We start from the raw sequence: 24362 nt of genomic DNA, 5'->3' as shown, positions 1-24362 counted from the left end.
TATTACAAAGCTACGGCGGGTGCTCTCCTTAACCGATGGTGAAATTCTGAAAATAGAAAAACTAGGGTTTCCCTTACTTTTTCAAACAACATTAAAAAGTGATGGTTATATTTAAAAGTTGTGCTTTATTAATTTTACTTCAATTTGATGATTTAAAAAAAGGTCTAAACGATAATTAATTAGACATGAAATATAATTTAACATATATCAATCCAAAGCAAATTGCATACTCTGAAATTAAAGAATTAGAGAAAAAAATAAACCTTACTTTTCCTCAAGAGATAGAGGAATTCTTGTTTAAATATTCAGAATCAAAAATTGAGGTTGATGGTTTTGATAATATTATAAATATCATTAATGAAGATGGTTATGAAATAGGAAATGGTATAGAAAAAGTGTTGTCACTAAATGAAATTGAAAAATATTGTTCTGATATAGAATATCTTTATGAATTTCAAGAGCATTTCGAACTAAGTAATGAATACGTAGATGTAAAATATCTTATTCCGATAATAGAATTATTTGGAGGTATGTTATATGTTAGTTCAAGAGAAAAAGATAGGGGAGCAATATTTTGGGTTGATAATGGAGATGAAGGAATACTGAAAATAGCAGACAATTTATTTGAAGTGTTATTGGCTTTAGAACCGGATAAATAGTAATAACAGAAGTATAAATACCAACTTTATAGTAAGTCTATGTTAACGCTTTTTGCATAACAATTTCAATAATTAATAACTCTTCAATTTAAAAAAACACTATGATTAAAATATTTTTAGTAGACGACCATGAAATGATCCGTGAAGGTTTGAAAACCTATTTTGAAAAATCTTCAGAAATAGAATGTATCGGAGAAGCAGAAAATGGTGTGGATTGTCTTGAAAAATTAAAATCATCTCAACCCGATATTGTAGTAACTGACTTGAATATGCCGGAAATGGACGGTATAGAATTAGCCAAGCAAATGAGTAGTCTTCACCCTGATATAAAAGTTTTAGGTTTGACCATGATGGATGACCATAGACATGTGAAGCAGTTTTTAGCTGAAGGAGCAAGTGGTTATTTACTGAAAGACTGTAAGCAGGAAGAGTTATTGATGGCAATTAAAACAGTGTCAACTGGTGGTACTTATTTTTCTCCTAAAGTCACTGAAATCATTATCAATAGTATCCAAAAAACAAAACCTCACGCTAAAAGGATGGTTGCTGAAGTAAAGTTGTCGAAGCGGGAAAAAGAGGTCTTAGAGTTAATTCTAAAGGAATATTCAAATACTGAAATTGCAGAAGCCTTGTTTGTAAGTATGAAAACGGTAGAAGCACACAAGCGGAACCTTTTGGTAAAAACAGGGAGTAAAAATATTGCAGGATTGATCCTTTACGTAATAGGAACCAACTTGATTGACTTTTAAATTGTCTTTGATATTTCAACAATAATAGTCGTACCGTCACCTTCTCTGCTATCCACTTCCAAGGAACCATTGATAGCATCTAGTCGATTTCTGATATTTCTGAAACCATGTCCTTCTTTGTCTTTTAGTTTGGAAGTGTCAAAACCAATCCCATTGTCTTCAACCGTCAAAGAGTACGTGTCTTCATAATCATACAACTGAATATTGACTTCAGAAGCTTTGGCGTATTTCATGACATTGTTCAAGCTTTCCTGTAATATTCTATAAAGCGTAATTTCTATCTGTTGGTTTGGAAGTCGTTCGGAAGCTAAGTTATGTTGGAAGTCAAAAGTAATTTCATCCGTTGAACTATTCATATCATCAATCAACATCTGGCAAGCCGCTAAAACACCATAATCCACAATGGATTTTGGCATCAGAACATGAGCAACTCCTCTAGCTTCCTCGATTGATCGCTCTAGATATTTCCATCCCAACTCAAACTTTTCCTTTACGCTTTCTGGAATATCTTTCATTTTGCTTCTAAAATGTCGGATGTTCATAAAACTTATAATTAAAGTCTGTTGCAAACCATCGTGGATTTCTTTCGAAATACGACTCCTTTCAGCGTCTTCCGTTCTTAAAATAGCTTCTAGCATTTCTTGACTTTTTAGCTTTTGAGCAGTGATGTCGGTGTGAGTGCCCACTATTCGGAGCGGTTTATTTTGTTCATCTTTTTCAACAATTTTACCTTTCGATTGCACCCAAACTACTTTTCCATTTTTGCCTACCAAACGGTATTCATCTTCCAGAAAATCGGTTTTTTGTCTGATGGCAAACAAATGGTGAGCTTTTCGGGTTTCTATCTTTTTTTCTTCCGAATGTAATAAGTCATAAATACTATCTCTCGTTTCAGGAAACTCATAAGGTTCAAATCCAAGCATTGTATAAATGGCAGGACTAAAAGAAATTTGGTCTTCTTCTACATTATAATCCCATATTCCATCATTAGAAGCATCCAAAGCATAGGCATAACGTTCATCACTTGCCTTTAGTTCTTTGTTGATTTTTGTGATTTCAAAAGTTCTTTCTTCTACCTTTTTCTCTAAATTCTCATTCAATCCTTTCAATTCATCGGTGAGGGTTGTAAGCTTTTCATTTTGAGAAGTGATCGTACTGTTTTGATTTTTGATGGTTTGATTTCTTCTGTAAAGCAAAACCACTGATATGATCACAATCAGAAGTATGACCATAGAAAGACGGAGTTGAGTAGTGCTTTTTTCAAGTTTTGCCGTTTGAATCGCTTTTTGGTTTTCAAAGGCAAGGCTGTCAGCTAGTGCCTTTTTATCGTAATTATACTTTAATTCTTTCCGTACAATTTCTTTTTGGTTTTTGTCATTACCGATGCTATCTCTGGCAATGATATAATTTCTATAGGCTTCAAAAGCGAGAGTTTTATTACCTGCTTTCTCATACACTCTGTAAAGGTCTTCGGCTACATTTTTCTGGATTTCAATATCAGAATCTACAGCTAGTTCGTAGGCTTTTTCCAAGTTGGTGATCGCCAATTTATTTTTACCAATAGCAGTATAATATTTTCCTAATGCTTGATGTGACAATGCTATTCCAGAACCATCTTTCAGTTGCTTATATAAGTCAAAAGCAGAGTTTATATCTTTAATTCCATTATCCAATTGATTAGTTTCAATGTAAAGAACCCCGCGTTTGAGAAGAACATTTGCGATACCATTCTTGTCTTTAATTTCTTTGGATAAGGGAACACATTTATTGAAATACTCTAATGCTTTATCATAATCTCCCGTTTCAAAATAAATAGAACCAATATTGGTAAGATTATAAAGTATATTTCTTTTGTTGTTGAGCTTAATCCATATATCAAGGCTTTTCTCATTGTATTCAAAAAATTTATCATTATCCCCTAATTTTTGATACATCTGAGCAATATTAGTATAGACATAAGCGATGGAACTTTCATCCTTTTCCTTTTCGTTAATCGCCAAGCTTTTCATGTATAAATCCATTGCTCCTTGATAATCACCTAATCTTTCCTTGAGCAAAGCATAATTAAGCATGGGTACATTTGTTTTGTGTGGTAGATCGACTTCAATGTAGAGTCTGATACTTTCTTCAAAATTATTAGCGGCACTGTCATACTGATTTTGACGCATATTAATGATACCGATATTAGAAGAGATGTTGGCAACACCTCGTTTATTGCCCATCATTTCTACCCAGTTTTTACTTTCCTTATAATAAGAAATAGCATGTTCATAGTCCCCCATATAGTAATAGCTTACTCCTATGAGGTAAAGTGAATTGGCAATAGAAAGACTGTCATCTGTTTTTTCTGCAATTATAAGTGCTTCCTTATAGGCTTGTATAGCTTCTTCATTTTTAGAATTTCTTCTTAATACTCTCCCTAATTGCATATAGGTTTGCTGCTCAATAATTCCGTTTTCTTTAGCAAAAGCAACCGACATTTCTATAAAGTGAAGTGCACTGTCTTTATTGATTTTTAGATAATGTTCAGAGTATTCATTCAGTGCATTTACTCTTTCTTTTTGATCAATAGTTTCATCGATCCAAACGCCCCAAAGTGAGTCACTCTTTTGAGCATTAGCTGAATTAAAATAAATAATTAAGAAGAATAAAATAGTAAACGATCGGAGGAAAGCTGTCATAGTAATGAGTTACTGTTTTGAATACTTTTCACAAAATAAAAAATATTCGACAGTCATTTTCAAAAGGGCATAAAAAAAGCATCAAACCTTTCGATTTGATGCTTTCTGTTTGCAGAGAGTGAGGGATTCGAACCCCCGGTACCTCGCGGTACAATGGTTTTCAAGACCACCGCATTCGACCACTCTGCCAACTCTCTATGTGCTATCTTTGTGTGATAGCGGGTGCAAATATGTAGGTTAATTTCGAATACACCAAACATATTTTGAATTTATTTTTGATGTTGGTTTTAATCTGTTGTTTTTTAGTGATTTAAATTTCAAATAAAATGAAAATTAATTCTCTAAATACATAAAAACCTAACTATCGGATATAAAAAAAGCCTACCCAAATGGATAAGCTTTGCTTTTGTGGTGATGGGCGGATTCGAACCGCCGACACACGGATTTTCAGTCCGATGCTCTACCAACTGAGCTACATCACCGGGAAACTGTTTTAGAGTCTTGTTTAACCTTAGACTTGTGGTGATGGGCGGATTCGAACCGCCGACACACGGATTTTCAGTCCGATGCTCTACCAACTGAGCTACATCACCGGGAAACTATTTTAGAGTCTTGTTTAACCTTTAGACTTGTGGTGATGGGCGGATTCGAACCGCCGACACACGGATTTTCAGTCCGATGCTCTACCAACTGAGCTACATCACCGGGAAACTGTTTTAGAGTCTTGTTTAACCTTAGACTTGTGGTGATGGGCGGATTCGAACCGCCGACACACGGATTTTCAGTCCGATGCTCTACCAACTGAGCTACATCACCGGGAAACTATTTTAGAGTCTTGTTTAACCCTTAGACTTGTGGTGATGGGCGGATTCGAACCGCCGACACACGGATTTTCAGTCCGATGCTCTACCAACTGAGCTACATCACCGGGAAACTATTTTAGAGTCTTGTTTAACCTTTAGACTTGTGGTGATGGGCGGATTCGAACCGCCGACACACGGATTTTCAGTCCGATGCTCTACCAACTGAGCTACATCACCGGGAAACTATTTTAGAGTCTTGTTTAACCTTTAGACTTGTGGTGATGGGCGGATTCGAACCGCCGACACACGGATTTTCAGTCCGATGCTCTACCAACTGAGCTACATCACCAGATACTAGAAAAGTACCTTTTTCGCTTAAAGCGATGCAAAAGTGGGGAAAAAAGTTGTTTAATCAAACTATCTGCCAAAGAAAATTTCATTTTTAATTAAACAGTCGTTAACAAGCTTTCTCGTGATTTAAGTTGTTGAGAAGTTTTACCTTGGCTAAGGAGTTGATTCTAAATTGCTTGCCTGTGGATTTTTCAGTGCATAAATAATATTTACGCAATTTTTTATTTCTAATAAAAATTCTCCCATCTTCCATAGAAAACGCATCATTGTCATGAATATCCTCTAAATATAGGGTAGAGTGGTCTTGTTCCTGATCATAAAATGCCAGTGCTTTTTTCAAAGAAATGTCATTTCCACTCGAAGCAGAAGGATTTTTTTTGTGTTCTTTAACTTCTTCGATCAGGTTAGAAGGGAAAATTTTATTGTTCAGTAGTACATCCAATAATTTTCCAAAATTACTTTTCCACTCTTTTCCATGAGGAGCAACATGATTCTGGTACTTGTCCCAAGTGAGCAAGTGAGCTACTTCATGTGTAAAAGTGATGATAAACTGATAAGGGTTTAAAGTAGAATTAATACTGATTTTATGGCCATGTCCTCTTTGCGGAGGTCTGTAATCGCCGTTGATGGTTTTTCTTCCACCTTTAATAGTCACATAAATCTGATATTTCAATATCCAATGGGCAAAAATCGTTGCAGCCTCAGGAGTCGTATATTTAGATAAACGTTCTGTGATTTCGATATGGGTCATTGATTGTTTTTGAGGGTGTGCTGATTTCATTTTCATATAGAATTTATTGATTTCTGACTTCTTTCTTCAATTTTTACTTGATTAGTACAATAATGTGTTTCTAATTGACAATATTAAGCGGAATCTTTTGAAATAAAAGTAAAAAAAGAATGAAAGGAGATAGGACGATTGAAGATCCAAGGTTAAGAGCATTTAAAAGGTTATTAGACATTATGGATGACCTCAGAGAAAAATGCCCTTGGGATCAAAAACAAACTTTAGAATCATTACGTCACCTAACTATTGAGGAAGTGTATGAGCTTTCTGATGCTATTATTGAAGATGATAAAGCAGAAATTAAAAAAGAGCTGGGCGATGTGATGCTTCATTTGGTGTTTTATGCCAAAATCGGTTCTGAGACAGGAGATTTCGATATTGAGAGCGTGCTTAATTCTATTTGTGAGAAATTGATTGTAAGACATCCACATATTTACGGTGATGTTGAGGTGGCAGATGCGGAAGAGGTGAGCCGAAATTGGGAGTTGATCAAACTGAAAGAAAAAGAGAATAAAAATAAAACTGTTTTAGGAGGAGTGCCGAAGTCACTGCCTGCACTATTGAAAGCATTAAGAATTCAGGATAAATCAGCAGGAGTTGGTTTTGAATGGGACAATAAAGAAGATGTTTACAAGAAAGTGGAGGAAGAGTTACAAGAGCTGCAGGAAGAGGTAATTGCTCATGATAATGGAGCGGATAACTTGGATAAAATTGAAGATGAATTCGGAGATGTCATGTTCTCAATGATCAATTATGCTCGCTTCTTGAATGTAAATCCTTCTGATGCTTTGGAGAGAACGAATAAAAAATTCATCAATAGATTTAATCAAATGGAAGAAAAAATGAGTCAAGAAAATGTTGATTTCGAGAGTCTTTCATTAGAGGAGATGGATAAGTATTGGGAAGAAATCAAAAAAAATGAAAAAAAATAGGAACTTTTTTGTCTATTTCTGAATACCAATTGTCTAATCTATACAAAAGCTTTATCTGGATATTTATAAGTTTTTAGTCCAATTTGTTATTCGTTAATTATGATGTTATGGTAACTTTTAACTTTAAGAAAAAAAATACTTCATCTCATTCTACTAAGTATAAAAACTACGCAGATCGTTTTGAAACTGCGATCAAGAATCTTGACCTGTATGTTGAAGAAGAAAAGGTAAGAAATAAGATGGAGTTGAATAAAAAATTTGAGGGATATATTCTCTAGTTTTTTATCAATACAAGATTATATATACAAACAGTATTATGCTCCTAGAAAGGTTACTTGTGAAATATTTAAAAGTCACAAGTAGCCTTTTTGTGTTTCATGCCTTAGTTGAAATTATTATTCTTCACTAGAATCTATAATATCAATATCTGAAATTAAAACTTTCTTTGAGATACTTTTTCCGGTAGGAGTAGCCGCCAAACCACCTAAAGCCGTTTCTTTGTAGCGGTCTTCCATGCTTTGTCCCACTTCACCCATTGCATCTACACATTCATCCACAGGAATAACCCCGCTGACATTCGCTAAGGCAATTTGAGCAGAAGAATTGGCAATAGCCGCCGCACTGGCATTTCTTACCACACAAGGCACTTCTACTAAACCGGCTACAGGATCACAAACAAGTCCCAACATACATTGAGTAGTAATCGCTACAGCATTAAAAATCATATCAATGTCACCACCAAGACAGTGAACGATTGCACCAGAAGACATTGCGGCAGCAGTACCGGTTTCAGCCTGACAACCACCAACAGCACCTGCAATACCCGATTTTTTTTCCATAATCAGTGCAATACCAGCAGCGATAAGAAGACCTTCATAAATTTTTTCATCTTCAATCTTATGAAGTTCCTGTAATGTAACAAGTACACCTGGTAAAATACCTGAAGCACCTGCAGTAGGAGCGGCGACAACTCTACCCATGCAGGAGTTGACTTCCTTGGCCGCTAAAGCACGTGCCACTAGTAGCTTAAATTCCTCAGAAAGTACGTTGACAGGTGTTTTCATTACCTTTTTGCCTCCATTTTCGATCATTCCAGATCTAGAGGTCATATCTTCATGAAGACCTGTTTTTACAGCATCTTTCATGACTAGGAAAGCGTTTTCAAGAGCAGTTTGGATTTCTTCTTTAGTGCGTTCTTTTTCTCTGATTTCATACTCAAGAACAGGTTGATAAAGAGGAACATTTTTCTTTTCACAATACTCTTTCCATTCTAAAAATGTCTCAAAAAGTACGGCCATGTTATGATAGTGTTTATATGGTTAGTATTTTTATCCCGAAATTTATACAAAAGAAATAATTCAACCTCGAATTTTCTATTTTTATGAGCAATCAAATCCTAACAGACTTCGGGAATATCGCTTTATTCATCATTGTAGGTGTCATTTTTGTTTTAGGCGGATTAATGGCAGCAAGTCTTATGCGTCCTAACAGACCAAGTCATGAAAAACTGACAACCTATGAAAGTGGTGAAGATCCGGTAGGTTCAGCATGGGGCGGTTTCAATATCCGTTTCTATATCATTGCCTTGATTTTTCTTCTTTTTGAAGTAGAGATTTTATTCTTATTCCCTTGGGCAACCGTATTTGGTGATGCTGAAAAAATAGAGCAGACCAATGGTGTATGGGGTTGGTTTGCTTTGGTAGAGATATTTCTTTTTGTAGGAATATTGATTGTAGGTTTAGCGTATGTATGGAGAAAAGGCTTTTTGGATTGGGTAAAACCAGCAACAGCTTCAAATGCAAGTTCAACTGCAAAGGAATTTGATAAAACGCTATACGATCAATTTAATAAGCAATACACTAAATAATATTAGTTTGAGATCTATTCATCCATTTTTTTATATAGCTATTGGGTTAATTTTTTTTACTTCATGTGATCCTCAAGATGAGATATTATCCACAGACCCAAATTTAAGATTATCGTTTTCGCAAGATACCGTCTTCTTTGATACTTTATATACATCAAAAGTGGATGAAGGGATTGATATGCCCAGTACAACCCAGCGTTTTACGGTATACAATAGAAGTGAAAATGCGGTAAATATTGCTGAAATCTCACTTTCTGACCCTGATAATGTATATCAGCTATTGATTAATGGGCAGGCTTCTGATAAAGTAGAAAATACATTTCTGAGAGGAGGTGATAGTATGCTGATCTTTGCTGAAGCTAATATTCCTCATGAAAATAAAGATGATATTAGAGAGTTTACTGGCAGTGTAAACCTATTTACGAATGGCAATAGACAGGAGGTAATTCTTAGTGCTTTTGCTGAAGATCCATTTTATGTAGCAGGAGGCGCAATTGTGATAGGAGATGTAGTTTGGCCTAAAGGAAGACCGTACGTTATTATGGACTCGCTTTATGTGGCGGAATCTTCTTCTTTGACTGTTGAAGCCGGAGCCAAGATGGTTTTCAATAATGATGCAAAGATTCAAGTGAGCGGTTCATTAAAATTGCAAGGAACCGTACAAGATACGATACGTTTAGAAAGTATTAGAACAGATGGAAGGTACTTCAATTCACCTGGACAATGGGGCGGGATAATATTTGATTCATTGAGTAGTAACAATGAGGTAAAGGGAGTTCACTTAAAAAATGCTACCTTTGGGCTCTACATTTATCACCCTGATGAGGATGATGAGATTGATTTACTTATTGAAAACTCGACAATTGAGAATATTTCTCAGGTTGGCGTAAGTGTTATCAAGGCTGATGTTACTGTTATCAATTCAATTATTAGTCATACAGTAAGCTATGCTTATGCTCATGCATCAGGAGGTGTTTGTAATTTCCTCTATAATACTGTAGTCAATGAAAATACAGGATTTTTTAGAGACAGACCCTCTTTAGCATTTGAAGCCGTGGCCGATGATAAAGGAGTTTTGACGCCCATAGATTTGACGCTGAAGAATAATATTATTTGGGGAAGCTTAAGTAATGAAATTTCTATCCTTGAAGGAGTTAATAAGTTAAGTGTCGTACATAACTTATTAAAGACTAATGTAGAGGATTTTGATCCATCGAATATTTTAAATCAGGATCCATATTTTAAAGTTCCTTATTCATATAACTATCAGATATCCGAAGAAAGCCCGGCTAGAGAAGTAGGGATTGATGTAGAGGGAATTAATATGGATCAAGTCGGAGTACCAAGAACATCACCTCCAGATATTGGAGCTTTACAATATGTTCCTGATACTACCGAAGTTGCAACAGAGCCATAGAGCTTCTGTATTAAATCAGAAACAAGTACTTATGTACTTCATAATTTTATTGAACATTGAAGAGACTAATTCTAATTTTATTTTATTTCCTAGCTACCTCATTATCAACATTAGGTCAGAAAATTCATGAGCTGAAATTACTGGATATTAAGCAAATGACTGAATATGAGGGCCGTTTTGACTTAAGTGGTATCACATATAAAGGAGATGATATATATGTTATTGCCGATAAAAAAGAAAATAATCATATCTATAAATTAAACTGGAGAGAAAATGACTGGACAGTTTCACCTAAAGTATCTTTTGATTTAGGAGTGGATATAGATATAGAAGGCATTACCTTGAATAATGAAGATGCTTATTTGATTAATGAGGCAAATAATGAAGTTTATAAGGTTGACTTAAAAGATGGTAATGCATCACAACTTCAAATTGATTGGGGTAAACTGAAGTTGCCTAAAAAGAAATGGGCTAAAAACGCAGGTTTTGAAGGGGTTGCAATTGACGAGGAGAAGCAGGTTTTATATTTAGCAAAAGAAAGAGACCCAAGATTTATAATTGAGATAGACCTAAAGACACAAACAATCATAGAGGAATATGATGTTAGGAAAACGTGCTCTAAAGATTTTGCAGACCTTTATTTTTATGAAGGTTACCTCTATGGAATAGAAAGAAATGCTTTATGTATTGCTAAAATAGATCCTTCGACACATAAAGTGGTACAGCACTTCAGCTATCAAGAAGTGGCAAGTAGAGAAGGAGAGAAGCTTTATGAACCTGTGAAATACGGTATGGCGGAAGCTTTAATGATAAAAGACGGCGTGATTTGGATAGGTTGGGATAACAATGGCGTTGAAGTTTCTAGCTTTGCCAAAGAAAAATACAATCTCAAAGGCACCTTGCCAGTGATTATGTTACTTGAATTGCCTGATGCAGAGTAAGTAATATTCAAATAAATGTCATCAAAACTAACTTTTTAGACCTAAAGCAAGTATTACTCAATAGCAAAACTTAAAAATTTGGCTGTCAAATGTAAAAGATTTTAAATTCATGTAGATATTTTCGCTAACTACTTGGATTACAAAAAAAAGTGTTATACTTTTGCAGTCCAAACCTCGGGAAACTACGTTTATAATCAGACATGAGCGCAAGTCCTAAACTACTTAATAATAAGAAACATTAATTCTGTTATAAAAGAATTTAGCGTCAAACGCTTAAGTTCTCCGAGAAGTTTGTGCACTTAGGCATAAGAAATCGCAGGAGGTTCCTGCGTGTAGGTAAATAACAGAACGAAAATGTTACAGCCAAAAAGAGTCAAGTTCAGAAAGAGACAAAAAGAAAGAAGTAGAAGCCATGGTATCGCGCAACGCGGTCATAGCGTTTCTTTCGGTAGCTTCGGTTTGAAAGCTCTAGAAGGTGGTTGGATCACTGCTCGTCAAATTGAGGCATCTCGTATTGCGATGACTCGTGCGATGAAGCGTGAAGGTCAGGTATGGATCCGTATCTTCCCTGACAAGCCAGTTACTTCAAAGCCAGCCGAGGTACGTATGGGTAAGGGTAAAGGTGCCCCTGCTTATTGGGTTGCTCCAGTGAAAGCCGGAACAATCTTGTTCGAATCTGATGGAGTATCAATCGAGAGAGCTCAGGAGTCAATGAGATTGGCTGCACAAAAGCTCCCAATCAAAGTGAAGTTTGTAGTTCGACCAGACTACGTAGGATAAGCTTAGAAGATGAAAACACTAGATTTAAAAAAGCAGGTGAACGCAATGTCTTCAGAAGAGTTAGCAGAGAACATCAAAACTTCTCAAAAGCAACTTGAAGATTTAGCTTATGCTCATGCAGTATCACCATTGGAGAACCCAATGCAACTTAGTTCACTAAGAAAGCAAGTAGCTCGTTTAAAAACAGCTTTACATGCGAAAGTGACTGTTGAGTTGGAGGAAAAGGTTAAAGCTGAGAACGTAACTCGTGAGTCAATCACTGAGTTTTTGAACAAATCAACGTTTTTAGCACCTGTAAACAAGAAGATGGTCTTAAGAGCCATCGAGAAAGTTAACAACTAAGATACCTGACAGAGGATCATGGAAAGAAACTTCAGAAAGCAGCGTACTGGAATCGTTGTAAGCGACAAAATGGATAAGTCAATCACAGTGCAAGTGGAAACACGTCAAAAGCACCCGATGTACGGTAAGTTCATCAAGACGACTAAGAAATTTATGGCGCACGACGACAGCAACACTGCAGGTATCGGAGATACCGTTAGAATCATGGAGACGCGCCCAATGAGTGCGCGTAAACGTTGGAGATTGGTGGAGATCGTAGAAAAAGCGAAGTAATTCCTTTTTCGATCCATCGAAAATTAATTTTTTACAATCACCAAAAAAAGAATCCTTAATAGGATAGGAGAATGATACAACAGGAATCAAGACTGTCAGTAGCAGATAACTCAGGAGCAAAAGAGGTTTTATGTATTCGTGTATTAGGCGGTACTAAAAAACGCTATGCTTCAGTAGGCGACAAAATTGTCGTTTCTGTGAAGTCAGCTATCCCTTCTTCAAACGTTAAGAAAGGGACTGTATCTAAAGCGGTTGTTGTAAGAACAAAAAAAGAAGTTCGTAGAAAGGACGGTTCTTACATTCGTTTCGAAGACAACGCTGCGGTTTTATTAAACCCGCAGGACGAGCCAAGAGGTACTCGTATCTTCGGACCAGTCGCAAGAGAGCTTCGTGAGAAGCAATTTATGAAAATCGTTTCGTTAGCACCTGAGGTACTCTAAGAGTTATGAATAAGAAATTCCATATCAAAAAAGGCGACAAAGTAACGATCATCTCTGGTAACCATAAAGGTTCAGAGGGTGTAGTACTTACTGTCGACCGTGAGAAGGAACGTGCTACTGTTGAAGGTGTGAATATGGTAACTAAGCACATCAAACCAACAGCTGAAAAGCCTGAGGGCGGTGTGAAAAAAATGGAAGCACCAATTCACGTTTCTAACATCATGTTAATCGATCCTGAAACGGGGAAATCAACTCGCGTAGGTCGTAAGCAAGACGAAAACGGTAAGTTGAAAAGATATTCTAAGAACACTGGAAAATTTATCGACTAATGGCTACAGCGACAAGATTAAAGGACAAATACCAGGAGGAAATCGTTCCAGCATTAAAGGAGCGTTTCAATTACAAGTCTGTAATGCAAGTTCCAAAATTGGAAAAAATCATCATCAACCGTGGTGTTGGTGAGGCAGTTGCAGATAAAAAACTTGTAGACATCGCAGTAGAAGAACTTTCTACTATCTCTGGTCAAAAAGCAGTTCCAACGATGTCTAAGAAATCAATCTCGAACTTCAAATTACGTGAGGAAATGCCAATCGGTGCTCGTGTAACATTAAGAGGTGACAGAATGTACCAATTCTTAGATCGTTTGATCACAATTGCTATTCCTCGTGAGCGTGACTTCCAAGGTATCAAAGATAAATTGGACGGTCGTGGTAACTACACTTTAGGTGTGAAAGAGCAGATCATTTTCCCTGAGATCAAAATTGATCAAGTGAAGAAAGTGACAGGTATGGACATCACGTTCACTACTTCTGCAAACACTGATGAAGAAGCTTACGAGCTTCTGAAATTATTTGGAATGCCTTTTAAGAAAAAGTAGTAAGACATCACGTTCACTACTTCTGCAAACACTGATGAAGAAGCTTACGAGCTTCTGAAATTATTTGGAATGCCTTTTAAGAAAAAGTAGTAAACACGAGAAATTATGGCAAGAGAAGCGATAAAAGCGAGAGAGCGTAAGCGTGAAAGACTTGTTGCAAAATATGCAGCAAAACGTAAAGCGTTAAAAGAAGCAGGTGACTGGGAAGGTTTAGATGCCCTACCAAAGAACTCTTCACCGGTTCGTTTACACAATCGTTGTAAATTAACTGGACGTCCAAAAGGTTACATGCGTAAGTTTGGTATTTCACGTGTTACTTTCCGTGAAATGGCATCAGCAGGTAAAATCCCAGGCGTTACAAAATCGAGCTGGTAATTAAAATTTAGGAACCTACGACATTTAGTGTTGTAAAAATATTTGCAAGCAATGGCAATGACAGATCCTATAGCGGACTACCTTACGAGACTTAGAAATGCGATCAGCGCTAACAAGCGTATCGTAGAAGTTCCTGCTTCTAACATTAAGAAGCAGATGACTAAGGTACTGCATGAGAAAGGCTTCGTTCAAGGCTACAAGTTTGAGGATGGTGTAAATACTCAAGGTGTAATTAAAATCGCTTTGAAATACCACCCAGTAACTAAGCAACCTGCGGTTGTTGACTTAGAGCGTGTTTCACGTCCAGGTCTCCGTAAGTATGCTAACGCTAAGAGCATGCCGCGTGTATTAAACGGTTTAGGTATTGCAATCCTTTCTACTTCGAAAGGTGTGATGACTGACAAAGAAGCACGCGAATTAAACGTTGGTGGAGAGATTCTTTGCTACGTATACTAAGAGTAATAGAAATACTTTTATTAAATAATTGGCTGACCGCTTTCCTTAGTCGAAAGCCTTAAGCCGTAATAGTAAAAACCATGTCAAGAATTGGTAAAAAACCTGTTACTATCCCTTCAGGTGTTGAGGTAAAAGTTACTGATGCTAACGTATTAGTAGTGAAAGGCCCTAAAGGTGAGTTACAACAGGAAATCAACAAAGACATCAATATTGAGATTGAAGGTTCTGAAGTACGTTTCGTACGTCCATCAGATCATAAAGACCACCGTTCTATGCACGGTCTTTATAGAGCTTTAACTCAAAACATGGTGACTGGTGTATCTGAAGGATACAAAAAGTCATTAGAGTTAATTGGTGTCGGTTTTAAAGCATCGGTACAAGGTCAATTATTAGACCTTGATCTTGGTTATTCACACCGTATCCTTTTCCAAGTTCCAGCGGAAATCAAGGTGAGTGCTGAAACAGCTAAAGGTAAAGCTCCAGTTGTTACTATCGAAGGTGTAGACAAACAACTAGTTGGACAAGTAGCTGCAAAAGTTCGCTCATTCAGAAAGCCAGAACCATACAAAGGTAAAGGCGTGAAGTATGTTGGTGAAGAGATTAGAAGAAAAGCAGGTAAAGCTGCTGGTAAAAAATAACAAGTATGGCCACTAAGAAAGATCTGAGAAGACTGAGAATCAAAAGGGGCATTCGTAAGAAGATTTCTGGTACTCCAGAACGTCCTAGACTCTCTGTATATAAGAGTAACACTGCAATCTATGTGCAGTTGATCGACGACCTAAACGGCCGTACTGTTGTTGCCACAAGCTCTCGTGAGATTAATGCTGATAGCAAATCTGCGAACGTTGCTTTGGCTACAGAAGTAGGCAAAAAGGTTGCTGAAAAAGCTACAGCTGCTGGTATCTCTACGGTTGTATTTGACCGTAACGGTTACCTTTACCACGGTAAAGTGAAGGCGTTAGCAGAAGGTGCTAGAGAAGGTGGTTTGAAATTCTAAAGAAGTTGTCAGAGATGAAACAGAACGTAACAAAAGTAAAATCAGCCGATCTAGAACTTACAGAAAAAGTTGTTGCTATTAAGCGTGTTGCTAAAGTAGTAAAAGGTGGTAGACGCTTCAGCTTTTCTGCTATCGTAGTTGTAGGTAACGGTGATGGTGTTGCAGGTTATGGTTTAGGTAAAGCTAACGAAGTAACTGATGCAATCACTAAAGGCATCGACGACGCTAAGAAAAACCTTATGAAGGTTCCAGTATTGAAAGGTACTGTACCACACCCTCAAAAAGGTAAATTCGGTGGCGGACGCGTGCTAATCAAACCTGCTTCTGCAGGTACTGGTGTTATCGCAGGTGGTGCGATGCGTGCAGTGCTTGAATCAGCAGGTGTTCATGACGTATTGGCAAAGTCGCAAGGTTCTTCTAACCCACACAACGTGGTTAAAGCAACTTTCGACGCGTTACTAAAAATGCGTGATCCACGCATGGTAGCGGAACAACGCGGCGTGAAATTGAGCAAAGTTTTTAACGGCTAATCAAAAATTTAATCTGTTATGGCAAAGATCCGTATTACTCAGGTTAGATCGTTGATCGGTCGTCCTGAAAGACAAAAACGCACAATTAAAGCACTTGGTTTAGGAAAAATCAACAAAACTGTGGAAAAAGAAGTAAATCCACAGATCCTTGGCATGGTTAAGGCAGTTGATCACCTAATCAGTGTTGAAGAGTTGTAAATTCTTTGTACTTTTGCACAAGGCATTAGTACTTTAAAGGTATTAATTGGGAAACAGTCATGAAACTGCATACACTAAGTCCTGCGAAAGGCGGTAAAGTTCGCCAAAATAAGCGCGTAGGTCGTGGACAAGGCTCAGGCCGTGGTGGCACATCAACACGTGGTCACAAAGGTGCTAAGTCTCGTTCTGGTTACAGCCAGAAGTTTGGCTTCGAAGGAGGTCAAATGCCATTACAGCGTCGCGTGCCTAAATTTGGCTTCAAAGCTCCTTTCAGAGTTGAGTATAGCGTAATCAACTTGGATGATATCCAAAAGATCGCTACAGAGAAAGGAATTACTACTTTCGCATTTGAGACATTCGTGGAGTTAGGCGTTGTTGCTAAGAACGGTATTGTTAAAGTTCTTGGTAATGGTGAGCTAACTGCAACAGTAGAGATTTCGGCGAACGCTTTCTCTGCATCTGCTAAAGAGGCAATCGAAAAAGCAGGCGGAAAAGCGATTACATTGTAAGAAGCTATGAATAAGTTTGTCAAGACACTGAAGAACATTTTTTCAATCGAGGAGCTCAGAGATAGAATCATCTACACTCTGGGTTTCCTAGCGATTTTTAGATTGGGGTCGTATATCGTCCTTCCAGGAGTTGATCCAAGTGCACTATCTGATTCATCAGGTGGTCTTTTGGGGATGTTAAACATCTTTTTAGGTGGAGCATTTACGCGTGCCTCTATCTTCGCTCTTGGTATTATGCCTTACATTTCGGCATCCATTGTGATCCAATTGTTAGGTATGGCTGTCCCTTACTTCCAGCGTTTGCAGAAGGAAGGAGAGTCAGGACGTAAGCGCATGAACCAAATTACGCGTGTTTTGACGATCGTGATTACTTTAGCACAAGGATCAGGGTATTTATACTCTACAATCCCTAATGAAGCTATCGTAATCAGCCAGTCATTATTTTACCCAGCGTCAATGATTATTTTGACTGCGGGTACAGTTTTCTGTATGTGGCTTGGTGAGAAAATCACGGAGAAAGGAATTGGAAACGGTATTTCAATGCTGATCATGATCGGTATTATTTCAGGTTTTCCAACGGCAATTGTTCAAGAATTCCAAACACAGGGATTCAGTATCATTTTGGTAGTTGAATTAGTTGCTTTATTCTTTATCGTAATGGGAGTTGTTTTATTAAACGCTGCCGTTCGTAAAGTACCAGTGCAATATGCACGTCAGGTTGTTGGTGCTGGAGGTAAGAAGCGTACGCTTGCTACAGGTCAACGTTCATACATTCCTTTAAAAGTGAATGCTGCGAACGTGATGCCTATTATCTTCGCTCAATCGCTTATGTTCCTTCCTTCATTGATTGCTGGTGTTTGGGCAGACGATAGTGATGCCGCTAGATGGGTAATGCAGAATTTCTCTGATTACACATCTTTTGCGTATAATTTCACTTTCGGTATGCTAATTCTTATTTTCACTTATTTCTATACTGCTATCACGATCAATCCTGATCAAATGGCAGAAGATTTAAAGAGAAATAATGCATTTGTTCCAAATGTCAAGCCAGGTGAAGAGACTTCAAGTTTTGTAAGTTGGATTCTAGATCGTATTACTTTACCTTCAGCTATCTACTTAGCGGTAGTAGCTATCTTACCTGCTTTTGCAAGTATGTTAGGTGTAAGTTCAGCCTTCTCAAGATTCTATGGTGGTACATCATTGATCATTATGGTAGGTGTGATCTTGGATACATTACAACAAATTGAATCGTACTTGCTAATGCAAAACTATGATTCGATGATGAAGTCTGGTAATATCAAAGGCCGCCAAAATGTGGCAACAGTCTAATGGTATACTACAAAACAGAAGAAGAGATCGAACTTATGCGCAAATCGGCTGATTTACTCGGTCGTGCACATGGTGAGGTCGCTAAAAATATTAAAGAAGGGGTTAGCCTTAATGCTTTGGATAAAATCGCTCAAGAGTTTATCCAGGATAATGGGGCTCACCCCTCATTCTTGAATTATAATGGGTTTCCTGGTACATTATGTATGTCATTAAATGACGTTATTGTACACGGCTTGCCATCTGATTATGTGCTGAAAAGCGGAGACGTCATATCTTTGGATTGTGGTGTTTTTCTTGACGGTTTCCATTCAGATAGTGCCTACACTTATCCTGTTGGAGAAGTGGATGCTGAAACAATGAAACTTTTAAAGGTTACTCAAGAGTGCCTTCAGAAGGGAATTGAAGAATGCAAAATCAATAACAGAATTGGTGATATCAGCTTTGCAGTGCAGCAACACGCTGAAATGCATGGTTATGGTGTGGTTAGAGAATTGGTGGGTCATGGACTTGGTCAAAAGTTACATGAGAAGCCAGAAGTACCTAATTATGGGAAAAGAGGTAGAGGTTTAAAAATCAAGGATGGATTAGTAATCGCAATTGAGCCTATGATCAACATGGGGACAAGAGCGATCACACAAGACCGTGATGGTTGGACAATCCGTACGAGAGACCGTAAGCCTTCTGCTCATTATGAACACACAGTGGCTGTTATCAATGGTCAAACTGAAGTGTTGACAACATTCAAGTACATTGAGGAAGTATATCCATTTTAATTAATAATCAAATGCCAAAACAATCAAACATTACCCAAGACGGTACGATCGTAGAGGCACTTTCTAACGCCATGTTCCGTGTGGAGTTGAAGAATGGACACCAGGTAATAGCACATATTTCTGGTAAGATGCGTATGCACTACATTCGTATTCTCCCTGGCGACAAAGTGCGTCTGGAAATGTCACCTTACGATCTTACTAAAGGAAGAATTGTTTATAGATATAAATAATTCAAAAAAATGTCTATCTTTGCACGCCCGTGTTTAATTTTATTCATTTAAGTTAACATGCGGAAACAAAATAAGGGAATTATTCCCTCTATTTTTGCATTTAAGAAGGTAGGTTATGTGCATGTGATGTTTTTTATATGGATAAACTGAGCATGGATAGGCGACTTTCGGGTGCCTTGACATTTAATCAAGGATTTATAACGTTTTCTAAACAATTGGAGCAATGAAAGTCAAAGCTTCTATCAAAAAACGCAGTGCGGACGATAAGATCATCCGCCGCAAAGGCAAATTGTACGTTATCAACAAGAAAAACCCTAGACATAAACAACGTCAAGGTTAATTCTTAGTACAATAAGCGATAGTTAAATTTAGTTTTACAAAGTAACCGTTCACAGTAAAACATGGCACGTATTGCAGGTGTTGACATCCCAAATAACAAGAGAGGTGTAATTGCATTAACTTACATCTTCGGAATTGGTAGATCGTCAGCGGCAGATATCCTTGCTGAAGCAGAAGTAAGCCAGGATAAAAAAGTTCAAGATTGGACTGACGAAGAATCACAAAAGATTCGTGAGCTTATTACAGAAGGTCACAAAATCGAAGGTGAGTTAAAATCAGAGATTCAATTAAACATCAAGCGTTTAATGGATATCGGATGTTACAGAGGTCTTCGTCACAGAAGAGGTTTGCCAGTTCGTGGTCAACATACCAAGAACAACTCACGTACTCGTAAGGGTAAGCGTAAGACAGTTGCAAACAAGAAGAAATAATTTAGTTTTTAGCGCTTAAGCTGAACAATAAGAATTATGGCTCAAAGAAGAAAAAACGAAAAAGCGAAGAAAAGAGTAGTTAATGTTACTCAGGAGGGAGAAGTGCACATCAAAGCTTCTTTTAACAACATTATCATCTCTTTCACCAACAAAGAAGGACAAGTGATTTCTTGGTCTTCAGCTGGTAAAATGGGCTTCAGAGGCTCAAAGAAAAACACTCCTTACGCTGCACAACAAGCGTCATCAGATGCTGCTAAAGTAGCTTATGACTTAGGTATGCGTAAAGCAGAGGTTTTTGTTAAAGGTCCAGGATCAGGTCGTGAAGCGGCTATCCGTACCGTACAAAACTCAGGTATCGAAGTAACAATCATCAAAGATGTTACTCCTCTACCTCACAACGGTTGTCGTCCTCCAAAAAGAAGAAGAGTCTGATACGACCTTCTCAACTTTTTGAGAATACAATCATTGAGTGTGTTAAAACATTATTTGTAAGGTCTGTCGTCTTAAGCCACGGCAGAGATCATTAGCACCTCCTGAATTTAAATTATTATAGACACTCCTAAAATTCTAGAGAAAAATGGCTAGATATACAGGGCCTACGTCGAAGATTGCTAGAAAGTTTAATGATCCAATCTTCGGGGCATGCAAGGAACTAAAAAAGAAGGCGTATCCTCCAGGACAGCACGGTAAAAACAGACGTCGTAAGCAGTCTGAATATGCTATCCAGCTTGCTGCTAAGCAGAAAGCTAAGTACACTTATGGTGTATTAGAGCGTCAGTTCCGCAACGTTTTCGAAAAAGCTGCCAACAAATCAGGCATCACAGGTACTAACTTGCTTCAATTGTTAGAAGCTAGATTAGACAACACAGTATACCGTTTAGGTTTCGCTCCTACTCGTCGTGCTGCTCGTCAGTTAGTATCACACAAACACATTACTGTGAACGGTAAAGTAGTGAATATTCCTTCATATACTTTGAAGTTTGGTGACGTGATTGGTGTTCGTGCTAAGTCACAAACAAACAAAGTGATCAAGGAAGCAACTTCTGGTAAGCAACGTACTGCTTATTCTTGGTTAGAATATAATGCTGAGAATATGACAGGTAGATTCGTTCAGTTCCCAGAACGTGATGAAATTCCTGAACAAATTCAAGAGCAACTTATCGTCGAGTTGTACTCTAAGTAATATAGATCTTTGGAAAAAGCTTCTAAGAAGATTATCTTTAATTTTCTTAGGAGCTTTTCGTATGAGCTCTTATTAAATTTATTAAAACCACAACTTTTATATGTCCATTCTTGCTTTCCAAAAACCTGATAAGGTGGTAATGGAAAAGGCTGATGATTTTAAAGGTCTTTTCGAATTTAAACCGCTAGAAAGAGGTTACGGTTTAACAATAGGTAACGCGCTTAGACGTATATTACTTTCATCACTTGAAGGGTATGCTATTGTAGGAATTAAGTTTCCAAATGTTCTTCATGAGTATTCTACAATCGATGGTGTTGTGGAGGACGTGACTGAGATTATTTTGAACTTGAAAAAAGTTCGATTTAAGGCTGTAAGTGAAAACCCTTCACAAAAAATCAGTGTAAATCTTAGTGGCAAAAGCGAATTTAAGGCTGGAGATATTGCTCAGTTTACTGAGGAGTACGAAATCTTAAACCCCGATTTTGTGATTTGTCATCTTGACGAAAGTGTAAACTTACAAGTTGAGTTTACTATTCACAACGGAAGAGGTTACCTATCTGCAGACGACCAAACAGAAAGCGAAGCTGACGATATTATAGGTTTTATTCCAATTGACGCTATTTTTACGCCAATCAAAAATGTTCAGTACAGAGTAGAAGATCTGAGAGTTGATGACCGTACTGACTTTGAAAAATTAGTGATTGAAGTAGAATCTGACGGTTCAATTCATCCTGAAGAAGCGTTAAAAGGAGCTGCCAATATCCTGATTCAACATTTCATGTTGTTCTCAGACAAAAACATGATTATGGACGATCCTACAGATGGAAGTGCAGTAGAAATTGATGACGAATACTTAAGAATGCGTAAGCTTCTTAAAACATCATTATCTGACCTTGAATTATCTGTACGTGCATATAACTGTTTGAAGGCTGCTGATGTGAAAACATTAGGTGATTTAGCCTCTTTAGAAATTTCTGATATGATGAAGTTTAGAAACTTTGGTAAGAAATCTCTTACTGAGTTAGAAACTTTGATGTCTGACAGAAATTTATCATTCGGAATGGATGTATCTAAGTACCGTTTGGACGAAGATTAATCTTTTCTGATAGGAAGTTGTTCCTTGGACACGGCAATTTCTGAAATCACCGGTAAAAATTAAGCTACGGCTTAGTTGATACTTATTAGTCCTAAAAATTATTTTTAAAATTTGGTAAAGTTCCTAATACGGCTTTATCATTCATTAAGGTGAAACATGAGACACGGTAAAAAATTCAACCACTTAGGTAGACAAAAGAAGCACAGAGAGCTAATGTTAGCTAACATGGCTTGTTCATTAATCGAGCACAAGCGTGTATTTACTACTGTTGCTAAAGCGAAAGCTCTTCGTACTTACATCGAGCCATTAGTAACTAAGTCTAAAAACGATACAATGCACTCTCGTCGTGTAGTATTCTCTTACTTAAGAGACAAAGAAGCTACTACTGAGCTTTACACTACAGTTCGTGATGCTGTTATCAACCGTCCAGGTGGTTATACTCGTATCATCAAAACAGGTCGTCGTTTAGGTGACGGTGCTGAGATGGCAATGATCGAGTTTGTAGACTTCAACGATATCTACAACGTGAAAGAGACGAAAACAAAAACTCGTCGTTCAAGAAAGAAAACAACAACTTCTATCGAGCCAAAGACAGAAGCTGAAAACAATAACGAATCAGCAGAGTAATCTGATGAGGGTTTATTAATATAAATAGGGAAATAGTTCTTGTAACTGTTTCCCTTTTTTTTAGGTCCAAGTATTTTTAACATGAAGTATTGATTCAGAAATATGCTTTGCATTGAGTTCTGATGATCTACTTTACTTCCCAAGCTTTCGAATTACCTTAAAAAATGTTTTTCAGAAGTGCCTTATAAAGAAAATGTTAACATACTTAAAAGTAAACAATTCGTTTATTCCTATTTTTTTTTAAATTTGCACAATCTAAGTTCAATAAGACTGTAATAATCAATGGAGAAGAAGACTGCGATACTAATGCTACAAGATGGCACAACCTACAAAGGTACTGCTATTGGTGCAATTGGTACCACTACTGGAGAAATTTGTTTTAATACTAGTATGACAGGCTACCAAGAGATCTACACAGATCCATCATACTACGGACAAATCATTGTAAACACTGTTTCTCATATTGGAAACTATGGAACAGTTCACAATGAGAATGAATCCTCTAAACCTCAAATTAATGGTCTTGTTGTAAAAAGCTTTTCGAGTGTTGTCTCAAGACTCACAGCAGAAGGGTCATTGCAAGATTACCTAGAAACTGCAAATTTAGTGGGTATTGCAGATATCGACACTAGAGAGCTTGTAAAGCACATCCGTACACAAGGGGCAATGAATGCTATCATTACTTCGGAGATTGAGGACTTGAAAGAGATCAAAAAGCGTTTGGAAGAAACTCCAAATATGGATGGTCTTGAGTTGTCATCTGAAGTATGTACAAAAGAACCTTACTTTGTAGGTGATCCTCACGCAGCTGTAAAAGTTGCTGTATTGGATCTTGGCGTTAAGAAGTCTATCTTAACAAACTTCACTGAAAGAGGTATGTTATGTAAAGTATTCCCTTCAAACACTACTTTCGAACAAATGAAGCAGTGGAAACCTGATGGGTACTTCTTGTCAAACGGACCTGGTGATCCGGGTGCAATGGATTATGCAGTAGAAACTGCAAAAGCAATTTTAGAAGCAGATAAACCATTATTCGGGATCTGTTTAGGTCATCAGATTATTTCAAGAGCAGTAGGTCTTGAAACATACAAGATGCACCATGGTCACAGGGGTGCAAATCACCCAGTGAAAAACCTGGTTTCTGGAAGATCTGAGGTGACTTCACAAAACCACGGTTTTGCTGTGAAAATGGAAAGCATTGAAAACAATGAGTCTGTTGAATTGACACACAAAAACTTAAACGATGAAACTGTAGAAGGTATCAAAGTGAATGGTAAGAAGGCGTTCTCGGTGCAATATCACCCAGAAGCTTCTCCAGGACCAAATGATTCTAGATATCTTTTCACTAGATTCTTAGAACTTATTCAAGATAATTAATTCAGTTTTTGAA

General features: G+C 37.4%; 32 protein-coding genes and 8 tRNA genes. 29 read left to right on the top strand and 11 right to left on the bottom strand.

The features are described 5' to 3' along the window. The first annotated feature begins 185 nt into the window (after positions 1–185). Positions 186–659, top strand: a complete 474-nt coding sequence (locus AVL50_RS21755; protein ID WP_062618569.1) for an SMI1/KNR4 family protein — start codon at positions 186–188, stop codon at positions 657–659. 101 nt (positions 660–760) lie between these two features. Further along, on the top strand, positions 761–1408 hold the full coding sequence (locus AVL50_RS21750; RefSeq protein WP_062618568.1) for a response regulator transcription factor: 648 nt from the start codon (positions 761–763) through the stop codon (positions 1406–1408). On the opposite strand, the gene AVL50_RS21745 is transcribed toward AVL50_RS21750, so the two are convergent. From AVL50_RS21745 to AVL50_RS21700, 10 genes are all read right to left on the bottom strand, one after another. Further along, positions 1405–4089 carry a tetratricopeptide repeat protein gene (locus tag AVL50_RS21745; RefSeq protein ID WP_062618567.1) on the bottom strand — a complete coding sequence of 895 codons (2685 nt, stop codon included), beginning with the start codon at positions 4087–4089 and terminating at the stop codon, positions 1405–1407. The genes AVL50_RS21750 and AVL50_RS21745 overlap by 4 nt on opposite strands. 112 nt (positions 4090–4201) lie before the next feature. Beyond that, positions 4202–4286 (bottom strand) — tRNA-Ser (locus AVL50_RS21740). A gap of 212 nt (positions 4287–4498) precedes the next feature. Beyond that, a tRNA-Phe gene (locus AVL50_RS21735) sits at positions 4499–4571 on the bottom strand. Between the two features lie 38 nt (positions 4572–4609). Then, positions 4610–4682 (bottom strand) — tRNA-Phe (locus AVL50_RS21730). A gap of 39 nt (positions 4683–4721) precedes the next feature. Further along, positions 4722–4794: transfer RNA gene (locus AVL50_RS21725), tRNA-Phe, on the bottom strand. A 38-nt stretch (positions 4795–4832) separates the two neighbouring features. Further along, positions 4833–4905 (bottom strand) — tRNA-Phe (locus tag AVL50_RS21720). A 39-nt stretch (positions 4906–4944) separates the two neighbouring features. Beyond that, positions 4945–5017: transfer RNA gene (locus AVL50_RS21715), tRNA-Phe, on the bottom strand. A gap of 39 nt (positions 5018–5056) precedes the next feature. After that, a tRNA-Phe gene (locus AVL50_RS21710) sits at positions 5057–5129 on the bottom strand. Positions 5130–5168: 39 nt separating this feature from the next. Continuing rightward, positions 5169–5241 (bottom strand) — tRNA-Phe (locus tag AVL50_RS21705). A 108-nt stretch (positions 5242–5349) separates the two neighbouring features. After that, the gene (locus tag AVL50_RS21700; protein ID WP_157491484.1) at positions 5350–6024 is read right to left on the bottom strand and encodes a SprT-like domain-containing protein; all 675 of its coding nucleotides are present in this window, start codon (positions 6022–6024) and stop codon (positions 5350–5352) included. A gap of 119 nt (positions 6025–6143) precedes the next feature. Here AVL50_RS21700 and mazG point away from each other — a divergent pair, with 119 nt between their 5' ends. Further along, positions 6144–6962, top strand: coding sequence for a nucleoside triphosphate pyrophosphohydrolase (mazG, locus tag AVL50_RS21695; protein ID WP_172826898.1), 819 nt, complete (start codon positions 6144–6146; stop codon positions 6960–6962). A 395-nt stretch (positions 6963–7357) separates the two neighbouring features. Here the strand turns inward: mazG and sdaAA are convergent, their stop codons facing one another. Beyond that, on the bottom strand, positions 7358–8260 hold the full coding sequence (gene sdaAA / locus AVL50_RS21690; RefSeq protein WP_062618565.1) for an L-serine ammonia-lyase, iron-sulfur-dependent, subunit alpha: 903 nt from the start codon (positions 8258–8260) through the stop codon (positions 7358–7360). Positions 8261–8343: 83 nt separating this feature from the next. On the opposite strand from sdaAA, the gene AVL50_RS21685 reads away from it, so the two are divergent. The 26 genes from AVL50_RS21685 (at position 8344) to carA (ending at position 24349) form a co-directional block, all read left to right on the top strand. After that, entirely contained in the window at positions 8344–8829 is a 486-nt protein-coding gene (locus AVL50_RS21685) for an NADH-quinone oxidoreductase subunit A (RefSeq protein ID WP_062618564.1), read from the top strand. 7 nt (positions 8830–8836) lie between these two features. Next, entirely contained in the window at positions 8837–10246 is a 1410-nt protein-coding gene (locus AVL50_RS21680) for a hypothetical protein (protein ID WP_062618563.1), read from the top strand. Positions 10247–10302: 56 nt separating this feature from the next. Beyond that, a complete protein-coding gene (locus AVL50_RS21675) occupies positions 10303–11187 on the top strand; it encodes an SdiA-regulated domain-containing protein (protein ID WP_062618562.1) in 885 nt (294 codons plus the stop codon). Between the two features lie 354 nt (positions 11188–11541). Continuing rightward, positions 11542–11967: a 50S ribosomal protein L16 gene (gene rplP, locus AVL50_RS21670; RefSeq protein WP_044203083.1), complete on the top strand. Its 426-nt coding sequence runs from the start codon at positions 11542–11544 to the stop codon at positions 11965–11967. A 9-nt stretch (positions 11968–11976) separates the two neighbouring features. Further along, complete coding sequence (gene rpmC / locus AVL50_RS32635) at positions 11977–12309, top strand: 50S ribosomal protein L29 (RefSeq protein ID WP_063768999.1); 333 nt, start codon at positions 11977–11979, stop codon at positions 12307–12309. 18 nt (positions 12310–12327) lie between these two features. After that, entirely contained in the window at positions 12328–12582 is a 255-nt protein-coding gene (rpsQ, locus tag AVL50_RS21660) for a 30S ribosomal protein S17 (RefSeq protein ID WP_044203085.1), read from the top strand. Between the two features lie 71 nt (positions 12583–12653). Next, positions 12654–13022, top strand: coding sequence for a 50S ribosomal protein L14 (gene rplN, locus AVL50_RS21655; RefSeq protein WP_044203087.1), 369 nt, complete (start codon positions 12654–12656; stop codon positions 13020–13022). 5 nt (positions 13023–13027) lie between these two features. Continuing rightward, on the top strand, positions 13028–13351 hold the full coding sequence (rplX, locus tag AVL50_RS21650) for a 50S ribosomal protein L24 (RefSeq protein ID WP_062618561.1): 324 nt from the start codon (positions 13028–13030) through the stop codon (positions 13349–13351). Continuing rightward, entirely contained in the window at positions 13351–13899 is a 549-nt protein-coding gene (gene rplE / locus AVL50_RS21645; protein WP_044203091.1) for a 50S ribosomal protein L5, read from the top strand. Before rplX ends, rplE begins: the two co-directional genes overlap by 1 nt. A 105-nt stretch (positions 13900–14004) precedes the next feature. Then, positions 14005–14274: a 30S ribosomal protein S14 gene (gene rpsN, locus AVL50_RS21640; protein WP_044203093.1), complete on the top strand. Its 270-nt coding sequence runs from the start codon at positions 14005–14007 to the stop codon at positions 14272–14274. Between the two features lie 57 nt (positions 14275–14331). Continuing rightward, positions 14332–14730 (top strand): 30S ribosomal protein S8, encoded by a 399-nt coding sequence (rpsH, locus tag AVL50_RS21635; RefSeq protein WP_062619153.1) that lies wholly within the window; start codon positions 14332–14334, stop codon positions 14728–14730. An 80-nt stretch (positions 14731–14810) separates the two neighbouring features. Further along, positions 14811–15368, top strand: a complete 558-nt coding sequence (rplF, locus tag AVL50_RS21630; RefSeq protein ID WP_044203095.1) for a 50S ribosomal protein L6 — start codon at positions 14811–14813, stop codon at positions 15366–15368. A 5-nt stretch (positions 15369–15373) separates the two neighbouring features. After that, entirely contained in the window at positions 15374–15727 is a 354-nt protein-coding gene (rplR, locus tag AVL50_RS21625) for a 50S ribosomal protein L18 (protein WP_062618560.1), read from the top strand. Positions 15728–15741: 14 nt separating this feature from the next. Further along, on the top strand, positions 15742–16257 hold the full coding sequence (rpsE, locus tag AVL50_RS21620; protein ID WP_044203098.1) for a 30S ribosomal protein S5: 516 nt from the start codon (positions 15742–15744) through the stop codon (positions 16255–16257). An 18-nt stretch (positions 16258–16275) separates the two neighbouring features. Then, positions 16276–16455: a 50S ribosomal protein L30 gene (rpmD, locus tag AVL50_RS21615; protein WP_044203100.1), complete on the top strand. Its 180-nt coding sequence runs from the start codon at positions 16276–16278 to the stop codon at positions 16453–16455. 59 nt (positions 16456–16514) lie between these two features. Further along, the gene (rplO, locus tag AVL50_RS21610) at positions 16515–16964 is read left to right on the top strand and encodes a 50S ribosomal protein L15 (RefSeq protein ID WP_062618559.1); all 450 of its coding nucleotides are present in this window, start codon (positions 16515–16517) and stop codon (positions 16962–16964) included. Positions 16965–16970: 6 nt separating this feature from the next. After that, positions 16971–18293 (top strand): preprotein translocase subunit SecY, encoded by a 1323-nt coding sequence (secY, locus tag AVL50_RS21605; protein ID WP_062618558.1) that lies wholly within the window; start codon positions 16971–16973, stop codon positions 18291–18293. After that, complete coding sequence (gene map / locus AVL50_RS21600; protein ID WP_062618557.1) at positions 18293–19066, top strand: type I methionyl aminopeptidase; 774 nt, start codon at positions 18293–18295, stop codon at positions 19064–19066. The genes secY and map overlap by 1 nt, the downstream gene beginning before the upstream one ends. A gap of 11 nt (positions 19067–19077) precedes the next feature. Then, positions 19078–19296, top strand: a complete 219-nt coding sequence (gene infA, locus AVL50_RS21595) for a translation initiation factor IF-1 (RefSeq protein WP_044203105.1) — start codon at positions 19078–19080, stop codon at positions 19294–19296. A 223-nt stretch (positions 19297–19519) separates the two neighbouring features. After that, positions 19520–19636, top strand: coding sequence for a 50S ribosomal protein L36 (rpmJ, locus tag AVL50_RS32795; protein ID WP_082026427.1), 117 nt, complete (start codon positions 19520–19522; stop codon positions 19634–19636). Positions 19637–19697: 61 nt separating this feature from the next. Further along, positions 19698–20066: a 30S ribosomal protein S13 gene (gene rpsM / locus AVL50_RS21590; protein WP_062618556.1), complete on the top strand. Its 369-nt coding sequence runs from the start codon at positions 19698–19700 to the stop codon at positions 20064–20066. A gap of 36 nt (positions 20067–20102) precedes the next feature. Beyond that, positions 20103–20498 (top strand): 30S ribosomal protein S11, encoded by a 396-nt coding sequence (gene rpsK, locus AVL50_RS21585; RefSeq protein ID WP_044203107.1) that lies wholly within the window; start codon positions 20103–20105, stop codon positions 20496–20498. A 145-nt stretch (positions 20499–20643) separates the two neighbouring features. Further along, entirely contained in the window at positions 20644–21249 is a 606-nt protein-coding gene (rpsD, locus tag AVL50_RS21580) for a 30S ribosomal protein S4 (protein WP_062618555.1), read from the top strand. A 100-nt stretch (positions 21250–21349) separates the two neighbouring features. Beyond that, on the top strand, positions 21350–22345 hold the full coding sequence (locus AVL50_RS21575) for a DNA-directed RNA polymerase subunit alpha (protein ID WP_044203109.1): 996 nt from the start codon (positions 21350–21352) through the stop codon (positions 22343–22345). A 156-nt stretch (positions 22346–22501) separates the two neighbouring features. Next, entirely contained in the window at positions 22502–22972 is a 471-nt protein-coding gene (rplQ, locus tag AVL50_RS21570; protein ID WP_062618554.1) for a 50S ribosomal protein L17, read from the top strand. Between the two features lie 282 nt (positions 22973–23254). Further along, positions 23255–24349, top strand: coding sequence for a glutamine-hydrolyzing carbamoyl-phosphate synthase small subunit (carA, locus tag AVL50_RS21565; protein ID WP_062618553.1), 1095 nt, complete (start codon positions 23255–23257; stop codon positions 24347–24349). Positions 24350–24362: the final 13 nt, after the last annotated feature.

It is taken from the genome of Flammeovirga sp. SJP92, from assembly GCF_001583495.1.
In the GTDB taxonomy this organism is placed as follows: Bacteria; Bacteroidota; Bacteroidia; order Cytophagales; family Flammeovirgaceae; genus Flammeovirga.
Note: the sequence above shows the minus strand (reverse complement) of the source record. Positions and strands in the feature narration are given on the sequence as shown.

Bases quoted from the DNA above. Each gene is read 5' to 3' on its own strand.
- rplO (WP_062618559.1), top strand. From the start codon at position 16,515: ATGAAACTGCATACACTAAGTCCTGCGAAAGGCGGTAAAGTTCGCCAA.
- rpsE (WP_044203098.1), top strand. From the start codon at position 15,742: ATGAAACAGAACGTAACAAAAGTAAAATCAGCCGATCTAGAACTTACA.
- AVL50_RS21755 (WP_062618569.1), top strand. From the start codon at position 186: ATGAAATATAATTTAACATATATCAATCCAAAGCAAATTGCATACTCT.
- rpsQ (WP_044203085.1), top strand. From the start codon at position 12,328: ATGGAAAGAAACTTCAGAAAGCAGCGTACTGGAATCGTTGTAAGCGAC.
- map (WP_062618557.1), top strand. From the start codon at position 18,293: ATGGTATACTACAAAACAGAAGAAGAGATCGAACTTATGCGCAAATCG.
- rpsK (WP_044203107.1), top strand. From the start codon at position 20,103: ATGGCTCAAAGAAGAAAAAACGAAAAAGCGAAGAAAAGAGTAGTTAAT.
- sdaAA (WP_062618565.1), bottom strand. From the start codon at position 8,260: ATGGCCGTACTTTTTGAGACATTTTTAGAATGGAAAGAGTATTGTGAA.
- AVL50_RS21745 (WP_062618567.1), bottom strand. From the start codon at position 4,089: ATGACAGCTTTCCTCCGATCGTTTACTATTTTATTCTTCTTAATTATT.
- rpsH (WP_062619153.1), top strand. From the start codon at position 14,332: ATGACAGATCCTATAGCGGACTACCTTACGAGACTTAGAAATGCGATC.
- mazG (WP_172826898.1), top strand. From the start codon at position 6,144: ATGAAAGGAGATAGGACGATTGAAGATCCAAGGTTAAGAGCATTTAAA.
- rpsD (WP_062618555.1), top strand. From the start codon at position 20,644: ATGGCTAGATATACAGGGCCTACGTCGAAGATTGCTAGAAAGTTTAAT.
- AVL50_RS21575 (WP_044203109.1), top strand. From the start codon at position 21,350: ATGTCCATTCTTGCTTTCCAAAAACCTGATAAGGTGGTAATGGAAAAG.
- rpsM (WP_062618556.1), top strand. From the start codon at position 19,698: ATGGCACGTATTGCAGGTGTTGACATCCCAAATAACAAGAGAGGTGTA.
- rplN (WP_044203087.1), top strand. From the start codon at position 12,654: ATGATACAACAGGAATCAAGACTGTCAGTAGCAGATAACTCAGGAGCA.
- rpmC (WP_063768999.1), top strand. From the start codon at position 11,977: ATGAAAACACTAGATTTAAAAAAGCAGGTGAACGCAATGTCTTCAGAA.
- rplQ (WP_062618554.1), top strand. From the start codon at position 22,502: ATGAGACACGGTAAAAAATTCAACCACTTAGGTAGACAAAAGAAGCAC.
- rpsN (WP_044203093.1), top strand. From the start codon at position 14,005: ATGGCAAGAGAAGCGATAAAAGCGAGAGAGCGTAAGCGTGAAAGACTT.
- rplX (WP_062618561.1), top strand. From the start codon at position 13,028: ATGAATAAGAAATTCCATATCAAAAAAGGCGACAAAGTAACGATCATC.
- rplR (WP_062618560.1), top strand. From the start codon at position 15,374: ATGGCCACTAAGAAAGATCTGAGAAGACTGAGAATCAAAAGGGGCATT.
- rplF (WP_044203095.1), top strand. From the start codon at position 14,811: ATGTCAAGAATTGGTAAAAAACCTGTTACTATCCCTTCAGGTGTTGAG.
- AVL50_RS21685 (WP_062618564.1), top strand. From the start codon at position 8,344: ATGAGCAATCAAATCCTAACAGACTTCGGGAATATCGCTTTATTCATC.
- carA (WP_062618553.1), top strand. From the start codon at position 23,255: ATGGAGAAGAAGACTGCGATACTAATGCTACAAGATGGCACAACCTAC.
- rpmJ (WP_082026427.1), top strand. From the start codon at position 19,520: ATGAAAGTCAAAGCTTCTATCAAAAAACGCAGTGCGGACGATAAGATC.
- rpmD (WP_044203100.1), top strand. From the start codon at position 16,276: ATGGCAAAGATCCGTATTACTCAGGTTAGATCGTTGATCGGTCGTCCT.
- infA (WP_044203105.1), top strand. From the start codon at position 19,078: ATGCCAAAACAATCAAACATTACCCAAGACGGTACGATCGTAGAGGCA.
- rplE (WP_044203091.1), top strand. From the start codon at position 13,351: ATGGCTACAGCGACAAGATTAAAGGACAAATACCAGGAGGAAATCGTT.
- AVL50_RS21700 (WP_157491484.1), bottom strand. From the start codon at position 6,024: ATGAAATCAGCACACCCTCAAAAACAATCAATGACCCATATCGAAATC.
- rplP (WP_044203083.1), top strand. From the start codon at position 11,542: ATGTTACAGCCAAAAAGAGTCAAGTTCAGAAAGAGACAAAAAGAAAGA.
- secY (WP_062618558.1), top strand. From the start codon at position 16,971: ATGAATAAGTTTGTCAAGACACTGAAGAACATTTTTTCAATCGAGGAG.
- AVL50_RS21750 (WP_062618568.1), top strand. From the start codon at position 761: ATGATTAAAATATTTTTAGTAGACGACCATGAAATGATCCGTGAAGGT.